The organism is Variovorax sp. dw_308 (genome assembly GCF_019207085.1).
Lineage (GTDB): Bacteria > Pseudomonadota > Gammaproteobacteria > Burkholderiales > Burkholderiaceae_C > Variovorax.
Genome location: NZ_JAATOM010000002.1, coordinates 294,580 through 307,006 on the forward strand (window position 1 = coordinate 294,580; position 12,427 = coordinate 307,006).

At 66.1% G+C, this 12,427-nt stretch carries 11 protein-coding genes and 1 tRNA gene; 6 read left to right on the forward strand and 6 right to left on the reverse strand.

Going from position 1 to position 12,427, the window contains the following annotated elements; all coding sequences use genetic code 11:
• Positions 1 to 20: 20 nt before the first annotated feature.
• The 4 genes from HCU76_RS04620 to HCU76_RS04635 are packed head-to-tail and all read right to left on the reverse strand — an operon-like array spanning position 21 to position 5,044.
• A complete protein-coding gene (locus HCU76_RS04620; protein WP_213954883.1) occupies positions 21 to 1,148 on the reverse strand; it encodes a TIGR03364 family FAD-dependent oxidoreductase in 1,128 nt (375 codons plus the stop codon).
• Positions 1,149 to 1,161: 13 nt separating this feature from the next.
• Complete coding sequence (locus HCU76_RS04625; protein ID WP_213954882.1) at positions 1,162 to 2,877, reverse strand: putative 2-aminoethylphosphonate ABC transporter permease subunit; 1,716 nt, start codon at positions 2,875 to 2,877, stop codon at positions 1,162 to 1,164.
• Between the two features lie 2 nt (positions 2,878 to 2,879).
• Positions 2,880 to 4,013, reverse strand: a complete 1,134-nt coding sequence (locus HCU76_RS04630) for a putative 2-aminoethylphosphonate ABC transporter ATP-binding protein (RefSeq protein ID WP_213954881.1) — start codon at positions 4,011 to 4,013, stop codon at positions 2,880 to 2,882.
• A complete protein-coding gene (locus HCU76_RS04635) occupies positions 4,010 to 5,044 on the reverse strand; it encodes a putative 2-aminoethylphosphonate ABC transporter substrate-binding protein (RefSeq protein WP_213954880.1) in 1,035 nt (344 codons plus the stop codon). The genes HCU76_RS04630 and HCU76_RS04635 overlap by 4 nt, the downstream gene beginning before the upstream one ends.
• Positions 5,045 to 5,201: 157 nt before the next feature.
• Between HCU76_RS04635 and HCU76_RS04640 the strand changes: the two genes are divergently transcribed.
• From HCU76_RS04640 to HCU76_RS04650, 3 genes are read left to right on the forward strand one after another with little or no spacing between them, the layout of a single operon-like run.
• Positions 5,202 to 5,936: a phosphonate utilization associated transcriptional regulator gene (locus HCU76_RS04640; protein WP_213954879.1), complete on the forward strand. Its 735-nt coding sequence runs from the start codon at positions 5,202 to 5,204 to the stop codon at positions 5,934 to 5,936.
• A gap of 13 nt (positions 5,937 to 5,949) precedes the next feature.
• On the forward strand, positions 5,950 to 6,504 hold the full coding sequence (locus HCU76_RS04645) for a phosphonate degradation HD-domain oxygenase (protein ID WP_213954878.1): 555 nt from the start codon (positions 5,950 to 5,952) through the stop codon (positions 6,502 to 6,504).
• A complete protein-coding gene (locus HCU76_RS04650) occupies positions 6,501 to 7,370 on the forward strand; it encodes an EamA family transporter (RefSeq protein WP_213954877.1) in 870 nt (289 codons plus the stop codon). Before HCU76_RS04645 ends, HCU76_RS04650 begins: the two co-directional genes overlap by 4 nt.
• 15 nt (positions 7,371 to 7,385) lie before the next feature.
• On the opposite strand, the gene HCU76_RS04655 is transcribed toward HCU76_RS04650, so the two are convergent.
• A complete protein-coding gene (locus HCU76_RS04655; protein ID WP_213954876.1) occupies positions 7,386 to 9,680 on the reverse strand; it encodes an arginine/lysine/ornithine decarboxylase in 2,295 nt (764 codons plus the stop codon).
• Between the two features lie 108 nt (positions 9,681 to 9,788).
• Here HCU76_RS04655 and HCU76_RS04660 point away from each other — a divergent pair, with 108 nt between their 5' ends.
• The 3 genes from HCU76_RS04660 (at position 9,789) to HCU76_RS04670 (ending at position 11,270) form a co-directional block, all read left to right on the forward strand.
• The gene (locus HCU76_RS04660) at positions 9,789 to 10,214 is read left to right on the forward strand and encodes an NfeD family protein (RefSeq protein WP_213954875.1); all 426 of its coding nucleotides are present in this window, start codon (positions 9,789 to 9,791) and stop codon (positions 10,212 to 10,214) included.
• Positions 10,215 to 10,240: 26 nt separating this feature from the next.
• The gene (locus HCU76_RS04665; protein WP_213954874.1) at positions 10,241 to 11,167 is read left to right on the forward strand and encodes an SPFH domain-containing protein; all 927 of its coding nucleotides are present in this window, start codon (positions 10,241 to 10,243) and stop codon (positions 11,165 to 11,167) included.
• A 12-nt stretch (positions 11,168 to 11,179) separates the two neighbouring features.
• A tRNA-Ser gene (locus HCU76_RS04670) sits at positions 11,180 to 11,270 on the forward strand.
• Between the two features lie 151 nt (positions 11,271 to 11,421).
• Here the strand turns inward: HCU76_RS04670 and HCU76_RS04675 are convergent.
• Positions 11,422 to 12,411, reverse strand: coding sequence for a tripartite tricarboxylate transporter substrate binding protein (locus tag HCU76_RS04675; RefSeq protein ID WP_213954873.1), 990 nt, complete (start codon positions 12,409 to 12,411; stop codon positions 11,422 to 11,424).
• Between the last annotated feature and the right edge of the window lie 16 nt (positions 12,412 to 12,427).

Genomic DNA, 12,427 nt, shown 5'->3' on the forward strand with positions numbered 1-12,427 from the left:
TGCTTTCTGGAGGGAATCGGTTACCAGCCCGCGAACACATCTTCGGCGATGCCGAAGGCGGTACTTGCGCCGGTGCCGCTGGTGACGAGGACCAGGCGGGTAGCGTCGTCGGGTTTGTCGATGAGGCAGTCGGTGGTGGCAGACGAGGGATAGGTCCCGACCCAGCGTTCGGTCACCTTCGCCCGCTGCAGGCGCAGCGTCTTGTGCAGGTGTTCGAGGATCAGGTCGTCGACGCGCAGGTCGGCAAAGGGTTCGGGCGCCGCGCCGTAGTGGTGCGAATCGCCGACCACGAGCGAGCCGTCCGCGCTCTGGACGACGATGAGGTGGATGCCGTTGTCCAGCGACTCGCCCTCCTCCCGGCGGATCTGCTCCAGCAGGATTGCCGCGGACGGCAGCTTGCTGTAGCCGTGGTAGCGCACCAGGCTCAGATCGCTCATCACGGAGCCGGGCAGCCTGAAGCCCGGCTCGGGTTGCACGCGCAGCATGTGCAACTGGCAGAGGCGCAACTGGTGGGGCGTGAGGCGCTCGGCGAACAAGCCATTGAGATCGGTGTTGGTGCAGACAGCGACACGCGTGCCGTGCAGCACGCCGCGCGAGGTGCGCACCCGCGGCGTCGCGACTTCGAGGACGGCTTCGCTGAAGCGGAAGACCACGCCGTGCGTCTTGGCCAGCCAGCGCGCCAGCAGGCCGATGGCGGTGCGCGATTCGACGCGCATCTCATGCGGGCTGTAGAGCACGCCCTGCGCACCGTCGAGCCGCAGCGCTGGCGCACGACGCGCGGCCTCGCCCACGTCGAGCAGTTCGCAGCCTTCGCCCATCTCGGTGGCCATGAATTCCTCAAGCACCTTGAGCGCCTGCGGCCGGAAAGCGCTGAGGTACAGCCCGTGATGCAAGGTGGCGATGCCCGCCAGCGGCGCGACTTCGCCCCACACGGCGCGCGCGCGTCGCGCCCGCCGCCAGGTGTCGCCCGCGCCCTGCCCCGTCACCGTGATGAAGCCGAAGTTGCGGATCGATGCGCCCACGCAGGCCGCGTCGCGCTCGACCACGCACACGCGCAGCCCTCGCTTCGCGGCCGTGTAGGCATGCGCCAGGCCGACGATGCCGGCGCCAACCACGATGAGATCGAACGATGTGTCGATGGATGCCATGTTCAGGGGCTCGTCATCGCGCGGGCACACGCCATGCCTGCGTGCGGCGGTCGATCCATTTGCCGAGCGCCATGTACAGCAGCGTGACCACCGCCGAGGTCGCGGCGATCAGCACCGCCATGGCCGCGGCAGGCCCGGTGTCGCCGGCCTCGTCGAGGTTCAGGATCGCGACCGCAGCCAGCTTGGTGTCGGGCGAATACAGGAACACCACCGCCGAGATCGTCGTCATCGCATTGATGAAGAAATAGCGCGATACATCCAGCAGCGTCGGCAGGCAGATCGGAAGGGTGACGCGCCAGAGGGTCTTGTAGAACGGCACCTTGAGCGAGGCCGACACGGCCTCGAACTCGGCATCGATGGCCTTCAGCGCGGTCACTACGGTCAGGTGCCCGGTGGTGTAGAAGTGGACGATCGTGCACAGCACCATTAGCGCCATCGTGCGGTAAAGGAAGTTCAGCGGGTTGGCGGGCGCATTGAAGAAGAAGATGTAGCCCAGGCCCAGCACCAGCCCCGGCACGGCCATCGGCAGCATCGCCATGAGGCGGATGACCGGCCGCACCCAATCCAGGCCACGCGTCTTCTCCAGCAAGTAGGCGCCGACGAACACCACCGCGGTGCCGATCACGGCCGTGCATGCGGACAGCTTGAGGCTGTTGAGCATCGCATCGCCGAGTTCCGCATCGACCAGCCCCGAGACGTAGTGGACGAAGCTCGGCTTGAGGTTGTAGGGCCACAAGGTCGCGAACGAGGCGAACACGGCCATGAAGAACATCGCCAGCATCGAGGCGACGATCAGCATGCAATAGACGGTCATCGCCGCATCGAAGCGCGGCGCGCGCCGCGGCACCAGCGGCACGGCCCGCGCCGTCAGCATCGCGGTCTGCTTGCGCTGCACCAGGTAGTCGATGCCGAAGGTGAGCGCAGCCGGCGTCAACAGCAGCAGCGCGACCACCGCTCCGCGCTGGAAGTCCTGTTGCCCGATCACCAGCTTGAACACGTCGGTCGCCAGCACGTTGAAGTTGCCGCCGACCACCTTCGGAATACCGAAGTCGGTGATGACCAGCGTGAAGCACACCAGTGCCGCGGAAATCAGCCCGTACTTGGCGCCGGGCAGCGTGATGGTGAAGAACTTCCGCAAGGTGCGCGTGCCCAGCGCATCGGCCGCCTCGTACAGCCGCGCGTCGGCCAGCGACAAGGCCGTCACCAGGATCATCAGCACATGCGGAAAGGTGGCGAAGCATTCGGCCAGCACGATGCCCGATGCGCCGTAGATGCCGCTGAAGCCAAGCCCCAGCCAGAGCTCCTTCGCGATGCCCTGGTTGCCGAACCAGTAGATCAGCGAGATGGCCGACAGCAGCGACGGCGCCAGCAGCGGGAGCAGCGTGATCGCGCGAAACAGCGGCTTGGCCGGCATGCAGCTTCGCGTCAGCGCATAGGCGAAGGCGAAGGCCAGCGGCACCACGATCAGCGTGACCAGAACCGATACCTGCACGCTGTGCCCGAGGCTCTGCAGCAGTGCCGGCGATGCGAGGTACGCGGCAAACGCGTCGAGGCCCGACGCTTGCCCACCCTCGGGCGCATCGAGCGCCTTCGACAGGATCAGCAGCAAGGGCGCGAGCAGCCCGATGCACAGCAGCGCGACCGTGCCCAGCAGCGCCAGGTTGGCGAGGCGGTCGGCCCATTGCGCCTGCTGCTTCGGCGGCGCAGCCTTCCAGACGGCAGCGACCATGCTCAGCTGCCCAAGGCCACGGGGAACACGCGCAGCCGATCGGCGCGCAAGGCGAAGTTCAGTTGCGCCCCCTCGCGCACGCCGAACTCGTCCATCTGATTCAGCGAGAACTGCAATTGCAAAGGCTGGCCCGGAATGGCATCGACCGCCACTTCCGCCAGGCAGTTGCCGCCGAGGAACTCGACATGCCGTACCGTGCCGACGCACCGCATCGGATCGTCTTCGCGCACCCCATCGATCACGCGGTCTTCCGGGCGCAGGTAGAGCGCGACCTCGCGCCCCGGCCGGAAGTCGGCGCCATTGCCGGGCTGGCATTGCAGCCGCATCTCGCCGCAGCGGAACCAGCGGTCGCCCTCTGCCACGGCTGCGAGCCGGTTCACCTTGCCCACGAAGTCGGCGACGAAGGGCGAGGCCGGCTCGCGGTACACCTCCATCGGCGTGCCGACCTGCTCGATCACGCCCTGGTTCATCACCACGATGCGATCGGCCACCGACAGCGCCTCTTCCTGGTCATGCGTCACCATCACCGTCGTCACGCCGAGCTTGCGCTGAAGTTCGCGGATCTCGTTGCGCAGGTGCACGCGCACGATGGCGTCCAGCGCCGACAGCGGCTCGTCGAGCAGCAGCAGTCCCGGCGAGGTGGCCAGCGCGCGCGCCAGCGCGATGCGTTGCTGCTGCCCGCCCGACATCTGCGCCGGGTACTTGGCGCCGCTGCCCGGCAGTCCGACGAGTTGCAGCAGCTCGTCGACGCGCGGCGCGATCTGCGCCCGCGACTGCCTGCGGTTGACCAGGCCATAGGCGACGTTCTGCGCCACCGTGAGGTTCGGGAACAGCGCATAGGACTGAAACATGATCCCGTAGTCGCGGCCCGCGGGCGGCAGCACCGAGATGTCGCGCCCGCCCTGCCGGATGCGTCCGGCCGACTGCATCTCCAGCCCCGCGATGATCCGCAGCAGCGTCGTCTTGCCGCAGCCCGACGGCCCGAGGAAGCAGACGAACTCGCCGCGCCGGATCGACAGGTGGATGTCGTCCAGCGCCACGAAGGCGCCGAAGCTCTTCTTGATGCCCCGCAGTTCGAGGTAGGTGGCGTCGTCGCCCTCGCCCTCGCCTCCGCCTGCGCTTGCTTGCGATCTCACTTCTTCGGTTCGCTCTTGCCGTCGTAGCGTCGGGTCCACTCGGCCAGCGTGCGGTCGCGGCCGGCGGCAGCCTGGTCGAAGTTGAGCTTGATCAGCCGTGCCTCGTAGTCGTCCGGGATGTTCGGCAGCTTGGGCGCCACGCCCGGCTGCGCCGTGATCGCGAAGTTCTTGCCGTAGAGCAGCATCGCGTCCTTCGACGAGGCCCAGTCGGCCAGCTTCTTCGCGGCTTCCAGCTTCTTCGTGCCCTTGTAGATGGCATAGCCTTCCAGGTCCCAGCCCAGGCCTTCCTTGGGGAACACCAGTTCGATCGGCGCGCCCTTGGCCTTGTTGGTGTAGCCGCGGTATTCGAAGGAGATGCCTGCAACGTATTCGCCGGCCGCCGCCATGTTGCAGGGCTTGGAACCGGAGTGCGTGTACTGGCCGATGTTCTCGTGCAGCGCGTCCATGTACTTCCAGCCGCCACCCTTGCCCGCGTCGTCGCCCCACATCTGCAGCCATGCCACCACGTCGAAGTAGCCGGTGCCCGAGGAGGCCGGATTCGGCATCACGACCTGGCCCTTGAACTCGGGCTTGGTCAGGTCCTTCCACGTGGTCGGGATCGGGATGTTCTTCTTCTTGGCCTCGACCGTGTTCACGCACACCACGGCGCCGAACACGTCCATGCCCCACCAGGCCGGCGGCGACTTCTTGTCGCGGTACTGCGGCATGATCGCGTCGAGGTTCAGCGGCGCATAGGGCTGCAACATGCCGTTGCGATCGAACAGCGCGAGGCTCGATGCGGCCACGCCCCAGATCGCATCGGCCTGCGGATTGGCCTTCTCGGCCAGCAGCTTGGCCGTGATCACGCCGGTCGAGTCGCGCACCCACTTGATGTCGATGTCGGGGTTGACCTTGTTGAAGGCCTCCTGGTAGGCCTTCAGCTGGTCGGTCTCCAGCGCGGTGTAGACCACGAGCTGGGTCTTCTGCGCCCACGCGCCTGCCATGCATGCCACGCCGAGCAAGCCGGCCACCATCGATCTTGCGAATTTCATCTGCCCACTCCTGGTTCGAAAAGACAGCAACTTTGCCGACACGAAACGACACGCTCGTGACACATGCACCTAGCAAAATCGGGGCCTGCCGCAGGACTTTGTCTATTGTTGTTCGTAGATCGTAGACAATCTGCGATGGGCAACCTACGATCCCACCATGGCCACGAAGATCTCCAGCAATCCCGCCATCGCACAGCTTCAGTGCACCTCGCTCGCCACCTTGGTGCAGGCCGAGATCGAACGCATGATCCTGGACGGCGACCTGCCCTCCGGCGCCAAGCTCACCGAGTCCACCTTGGCCGAGCAGATCGGCGTCTCGCGCGGGCCGGTACGCGAGGCTTTCCGCATGCTCGAGGAAGCCGGCCTCGTGACCACCATCAAGAACCGCGGCGTGTTCGTGCGCCACGTGCCGATCGAGGAGGCGCTCGAGATCTTCGAGGTGCGCGCCGTGATGGACCTCTACGTGGGCCGCAAGCTCGCGCAGGGCCTGGCTACCGCCCAGGTCAAGAAACTGCGGCAACTGGCCGATGCGATGGACCAGGCCGTGAAAGCCGACAACGCGCATGACTTCCACCACTACAACCTGAAGTTCCACGACCGCCTGCTGGAACTGGCCGGCAATGCCAAGCTCACGGCGACCTACCGCAAGCTCGTCAACGAGCTTTCGCTTTTCCGCCGGCAGAACCTCACCAGCGAATCGATGGCGGTCTATGCGCGCGAGCACCGGCAGATCGTGAAGGCCATCGCCGGTGGCGACCCCGAAGCCGCGGGCCAGGCGATGTACCAGCACGTGATGAACAGCCGCGAGCGCACCCAGCGCAACTACGCGCAGAAGCAGGCCGCGGAGGCCAAGGCGCCCCTTTCCGGGTCCACCGCTGCCGTGGAAGCCTGAGAAGACGTCGACGATGGCCCTGTCCCTGACCGACATCGAGGCACTGTTCGCCCGCCACGGCGCGGCCACCTACAGCGGCGAGCCGGTGACCCAGCTGCAGCACGCACTGCAGACCGCGTGGCTCGCCGAGCAGGCCGGCGCGGATGATGAACTCGTCACCGCAGCCCTGCTGCACGACCTCGGCCACCTGCTCAACGACCAAGGCGAATCGCCCACGCTGCGCGGCATCGACGACGTGCACCAGTACTTCGCCCTGCCCTTCCTGCGCGGCGTGTTCGGCGAGCGCGTGCTGGGCGCGATCCAGTGGCACGTCGATGCCAAGCGCTACCTGTGCGCGACGCGGCCCGACTATTGGCAGGCGCTTTCCGCCGACTCGAAGCGCAGCCTTGAGCTGCAGGGCGGCACCTTCTCCGCCGCGCAGGCCCGCGAGTTCATCGGCCGTGCGCATGCAGCCGATGCCGTGCAGGTGCGCCTGTGGGACGACCTGGCCAAGTCGCCCGATCTCCAGACCCCGCCGCTCGGGCACTACCTGGCGCGCGCCAGAAGCTGCGTGCTGGCCGCCGCGTGACACTGACCGGCCCGATCGTTCTCGCCGTACTCTTCGGCGCGCTGCTGCACGCGGGCTGGAACGCCTTCATCAAGGCCGGCCGAGACAAGGCGCTGGACACGGCCCTCGTCCACAGCCTCGGCATCTTCGTGGCGATCCCGCTCCTGATGAGCAGCGGCCTGCCGGACCGCGCGGCATGGCCGTACATGGCCGCATCGCTCGCCATCCACCTCGGCTACTACATCGCGCTCGCCGGCGCCTACAAGCATGGCGACCTGGGCCTGACCTACCCGCTGATGCGCGGCTGCGCCCCGCTGCTGGTGGCGCTCGGCAGCATGGCCTTCATCGGCGAACGCATTTCCGCCACGGCCTGGATCGGCGTCGCCGTCCTCTGCATCGGCGTCTTCACGCTGGGCCTGTCCCGCTCGGCGGCGGCTCCCGATGGCACCTCGCATCGCGGCAAGGCGATCGGCTTTGCGCTCGCCAACGCCGCGATCATCGCTGTCTACACCATCGTCGACGGCATCGGCGTGCGCGTCTCCGGCAGCGCGGTGGCCTATGTCGCGGGCCTGTTCGTGTTCGACGGCATTCCGTACTTGCTGCTGGTACTCTGGCGCCGCCCAGGCCAACGTCTTGCGGCGTTGCGCTACATGAAGCGCCGCTGGCCGATCGCATTCCTCGGCACCGCGGCCTCGCTCGGCAGCTACGGCGTCGCCCTGTGGGCGATGACCCGCGCGCCGGTCGCCGTCGTCGCCGCGCTGCGCGAGACCTCGGTGCTGTTCGCCGCGCTGATCGGCACCCTCTTCCTGCGCGAGGCCTTTGGCTGGCAGCGGGCCATCGGCACTCTCGTCATTGCGGCCGGGGTGATGACCTTGCGCCTGGGTTGAAGACGCCCCGAAGGTTCAGCCGGCCCGCACGCAGTCGGCGTAATAGCGCTTCTTGCCCGTCTCGTCGACCTTCGCCACCAGCCCGTGGATGTCCGTCTCGAAGCCTGGGCACTCGGTGTTGAATTCGCGCGCGAACTTCAGGTAGTCGACGATCTTCTTGTTGAACACCTCACCCGGGATCAGCAGCGGAATACCGGGCGGGTATGGCGTGATGAGGCTGGTGGTGATACGGCCTTCGAGCTTGTCGATCTCCACGCGCTCGGTCTTGCGGTGCGCGATGTGCGCGTAGGCGTCGCTGGGCTTCATCGCCGGCGTCAGGTCGCTCAGGTACATCTCGGTGGTGAGCCGCGCCACGTCGTAGCGCGCATAGAGCTTGTGGATGTGATTGCAGAGATCGCGCAGGCCGAGGCGCTCATAGCCCGGATGCTGCTGGCAGAACTCCGGGAGGATCCGCCACATCGGCTGGTTGCGCGCGTAGTCGTCCTTGAACTGCTGCAGCGCCGTCAACAGCGTGTTCCAGCGGCCCTTGGTGATGCCGATGGTGAACATGATGAAGAAGCTGTAGAGCCCGGTCTTCTCGACGATCACACCGTGCTCCGCGAGGAACTTGGTGACCACGCTGGCCGGGATGCCGGTCTCGGCGAACTTGCCCTGCAGGTCCAGGCCCGGGGTGACGATGGTCGACTTGATCGGGTCGAGCATGTTGAAGCCGTCGGCCAGCTTGCCGAAGCCGTGCCAGTTGCGCGCCGAGCTTTTGGTCTTCTTCTCGCTGCTGCCCTCGCCCTTCATGACCCAGTCCTCGGCGCGGCCGATGCCCTCGTCGACGAGCTTCTCGGGGCCCCAGACCTTGAACCACCACTCGTCCTTGCCGAACTCATCTTCGACCTTGCGCATGGCGCGGCGGAAATCGAGCGCCTCCAGGATGGATTCCTCCACCAGCGCGGTACCGCCGGGCGGCTCCATCATGGCGGCGGCCACGTCGCAACTCGCGATGATCGCGTACTGCGGGCTGGTGGACGAGTGCATCAAGTAGGCCTCGTTGAACAGGTCGCGGTCCAGCGCGCGGTTCTGCGAGTCCTGCACCAGCACATGGCTGGCCTGGCTGATGCCGGCCAGCAGCTTGTGGGTGGACTGGGTGGCGAACACCAGCGAGTCCTTCGGGCGCACCCGGCGCTTGCCCATCGCGTGGTAGGCGCCGTAGAACGGATGGAAGGCCGCGTGCGGCAACCAGGCCTCGTCGAAGTGCAGCGTGTCGACGTACCCGTCGAGCATGCCCTTGATGGTCTCGGTGTTGTAGATCACGCCGTCGTAGGTCGACTGCGTGAGCGTCATCACGCGCGGCTTGACCTTGTCGGGATCGACGTGCGCGAGCAGCGGGTTCGCCTTGATCTTGGCCTTGATCGCGCTCTGCTCGAACTCGCTCTTGGGGATCGGGCCGATGATGCCGAAGTGGTTGCGCGTCGGCTTCATAAAGACCGGAATCGCGCCGGTCATGATGATCGCGTGCAGGATCGACTTGTGGCAATTGCGGTCGACCACCACCACGTCGTCGGGCGCCACCGTGTGGTGCCACACCATCTTGTTGCTGGTGCTGGTGCCGTTGGTCACGAAGAAGCAGTGGTCGGCGTTGAAGATGCGCGCCGCGTTGCGTTCGCTGGCAGCCACCGGGCCGGTGTGGTCGAGCAACTGGCCGAGTTCTTCCACCGCATTGCACACGTCGGCACGCAGCATGTTCTCGCCGAAGAACTGGTGGAACATCTGGCCGACCGGGCTCTTCAGGAAGGCCACGCCACCCGAATGGCCCGGGCAATGCCATGAATACGAGCCGTCTTCCGCGTAATCGATCAACGCCTTGAAGAACGGCGGCTGCACGCCTTCGAGGTAGCTCTTGGCCTCGCGGATGATGTGGCGCGCCACGAACTCCGGTGTGTCCTCGAACATGTGGATGAAGCCATGCAGCTCGCGCAGGATGTCGTTGGGCAGGTGGCGTGAGGTACGGGTTTCGCCATAGATGTAGATCGGCACCTCGGCATTCTTGCGGCGCACCTGTTCGATGAAGGTGCGCAGGTTGAGTACGGCGGGGTCAAGGTCCGGGCCGGGCGTGAACTCCTCGTCGTCGATCGACAGGATGAAGGCGCTGGCACGGCTTTGCTGCTGGGCGAACTGGCTCAGGTCGCCATAGCTTGTCACGCCCAGAACCTCGAATCCTTCAGTCTCGATGGCTTGCGCGAGCGCGCGGATGCCGAGGCCCGAGGTGTTCTCGGCGCGGAAGTCCTCGTCGATGATGACGATGGGAAAACGGAATTTCATGGGCGTGCCCGGATGGGGAAAAGAGGCGCGAAGTGTAAGGAATTCCAATGTCCACCATCTGACCGTATGTCAGAGAATGCAGCCGGATTCACATGCAGGAGCAAATTCATGGAGCTTTCCACCATCTGGTGGTTGATCGCGGGGGCCGCCATCGTGCTGGAACTGATGTCCGGCACGGTCTACCTGCTGCTGCTGAGCGGGGGCTTTGCGGCGGCCGCCGTCTCGGCGCATCTGGGGGCGGGTTTCACCACGCAGCTGGTCGTGGCTGCCGTGGTCGGCGTGGGCGCGGTGCTGGGCTGGTACGTCATCCGCAAGCGCCGGCCGCCCGACTTGCCCTCGCAGTCCAACCCCAATGTCAACCTCGACGTCGGCGGCAGCGTGCAGGTCGACGCCTGGAACAGCGACGGCACCGCCAGCGTGCGCTATCGCGGCGCCCAATGGACGGCCATCCATCGCCCCGGCGTCATGCCGGCGACCGGCATGCACCGCGTGACGGAGGTGGTCGGCAGCCGCCTGGTCGTCGACAAGATCTGAAATCGAAAAGCCAAAGGAACCGCACCATGGAAGTCGCAGCCGTCATCCTCGTCATCGCCATCATCTTCATCAGCCAGTCGGTCAAGTTCGTGCCTCAGCAGAACGCCTGGGTGCGCGAGCGGCTGGGCAAATACAACGGGACGATGGCGCCAGGGCCGAACTTCCTGATCCCCTTCATCGACAAGGTGGCCTACAAGCACAGCCTGAAGGAGATTCCGCTCGACGTGCCCAGCCAGATCTGCATCACGCGCGACAACACGCAACTGCAGGTGGACGGCATCCTCTACTTCCAGGTGACCGACCCGATGCGTGCGAGCTACGGATCGTCGAACTACATCGTGGCCGTGACGCAGCTTGCGCAAACCTCGTTGCGCAGCGTGATCGGCAAGCTGGAGCTCGACAAGACTTTCGAGGAGCGTGACATCATCAACGCGCAGGTGGTTGCCGCGATCGACGAGGCGGCGCTGAACTGGGGGGTGAAGGTGCTGCGCTACGAGATCAAGGACCTGACGCCGCCGAAGGAGATCTTGCAAGCCATGCAGCGCCAGATCACGGCCGAGCGCGAGAAGCGCGCGCTGATCGCCGCATCGGAAGGCCGCCGCCAGGAGCAGATCAACATCGCCACCGGCGAGCGCGAGGCTTTCATCGCGCGCTCCGAGGGCGAGAAGCAGGCGCAGATCAACAACGCGCAGGGTGAGGCAGCGGCCATCACCGCGGTGGCCGAGGCGACCGCCGGCGCCATCTCGCGCGTGGCGGCCGCCATCCGCGAGCCGGGCGGCGAGCAGGCGGTGCAGCTCAAAGTGGCAGAGCGCGCCGTGGATGCCTACAGCAAGGTCGCTGCGGACTCCAAGACCACGCTGATCGTGCCCAGCAACATGACCGAGACGGCCGCATTGATCGCATCGGCGATGCGAATGGTGCAAGCCGGAAAAACGACCCCTTCTGCGGGTTAGAATCGAAGGCTCGGAGCGGTGGATGAGCGGTTTAAGTCGCACGCCTGGAAAGCGTGTGAGGGTTAATAGCCCTCCGCGGGTTCGAATCCCGCCTGCTCCGCCAAGATGAACAAAGCCCTTGATTTCAAGGGCTTTTTTCTTTTCTGGGCCTCACGGGTTGGAAGTTGTCCGCATGCCAATTGGCCCTGCCTCGACCCATCGAGTTGTGCGGTGGCGGCACGGTTTCGTCGCTGCCAACCCGCACCAAGCCCGCTTCAGTTGACCGCCACACCCTTGTCCCGGATCACCTTCCCCCACTTGTCGAAGTCAGTGCGAATGCGCAAGGACATCTGCGCCGGATCGCCATAGGCAGCCGCCGCCCCCGCCTTCACCAGGCGTTCCTGCACGTCCTTGTCCGCCAGGATCTTCTTCACCTCGCCGCTCACACGGTCCACTACCGGCTTGGGAGTGCCGGCCGGCGCCAGCAGACCACCCCACGAGACGGCGTCGAACCCCTTGAATCCTTGCTCCGCAATCGTCTTCACATCCGGCAGTTGCACGATGCGCTGCGGCGAACCGACGGCGATGGCGCGCAGCTTGCCGGACTGGATGTGCGGCAACGCAGCCACCAGGTCGGCATACATCACCGGCACCTGGCCGCCCAGCAGGTCGGTCACGGCGGGCGTGCCGCCCTTGTAGGCGATGTGCTGCATGTCGAAGCCGCCCAGGTCCTTGAGCATCTCCATCGTGAGGTGGCCGAAGCTGCCCGGGCCGGAGCTGGTGTAGTTGAGCTGGCCTTTCTCGGCCTTCGCCTTGGCGATCAGGTCGGCCAAGGTCTTCACGTCGGGCAGCACGGCGGGATTGACCACCACGACGATCGGCAGGTCGTACACGCTGGCAACGGGTGCGAAGTCCTTGGCCATGTCGTAGCCTGCCGACTTGTACAGGTGGGGCGCCAGCAGCGTGGGCGTGGCGAGCATCATCAGCGTGTAGCCGTCGGGCGCGCTCTTGGCCACGAACTGTGCGGCGATGGTGCCTGACGCGCCGGCGCGGTTCTCCACCACCACTGGCTGCTTGAGCCGCTCGGCGAGCTTCTGGCCGACCACGCGCGAGGCGGTGTCGGTCGGGCCGCCGGGCGGGAAAGGAACGATCAGCTTGATCGGGCGGGCTGGCCAATCCTGCGCGGAGGCAGGCGCAGCCGCAACGACGGCCAGCGAGGCCAGGGCGATCGCCAGGGTGCGGCGGGTGAAGGTATCGAATCTCATCAGGAAGTCTCGTTTC

Coding starts and splice junctions, on each gene's coding strand:
- HCU76_RS04665 (WP_213954874.1), top strand. CDS start 10,241: ATGGAAGTCGCAGCCGTCATCCTCGTCATCGCCATCATCTTCATCAGC.
- HCU76_RS04640 (WP_213954879.1), top strand. CDS start 5,202: ATGGCCACGAAGATCTCCAGCAATCCCGCCATCGCACAGCTTCAGTGC.
- HCU76_RS04645 (WP_213954878.1), top strand. CDS start 5,950: ATGGCCCTGTCCCTGACCGACATCGAGGCACTGTTCGCCCGCCACGGC.
- HCU76_RS04660 (WP_213954875.1), top strand. CDS start 9,789: ATGGAGCTTTCCACCATCTGGTGGTTGATCGCGGGGGCCGCCATCGTG.
- HCU76_RS04620 (WP_213954883.1), bottom strand. CDS start 1,148: ATGGCATCCATCGACACATCGTTCGATCTCATCGTGGTTGGCGCCGGC.
- HCU76_RS04635 (WP_213954880.1), bottom strand. CDS start 5,044: ATGAAATTCGCAAGATCGATGGTGGCCGGCTTGCTCGGCGTGGCATGC.
- HCU76_RS04625 (WP_213954882.1), bottom strand. CDS start 2,877: ATGGTCGCTGCCGTCTGGAAGGCTGCGCCGCCGAAGCAGCAGGCGCAA.
- HCU76_RS04675 (WP_213954873.1), bottom strand. CDS start 12,411: ATGAGATTCGATACCTTCACCCGCCGCACCCTGGCGATCGCCCTGGCC.
- HCU76_RS04655 (WP_213954876.1), bottom strand. CDS start 9,680: ATGAAATTCCGTTTTCCCATCGTCATCATCGACGAGGACTTCCGCGCC.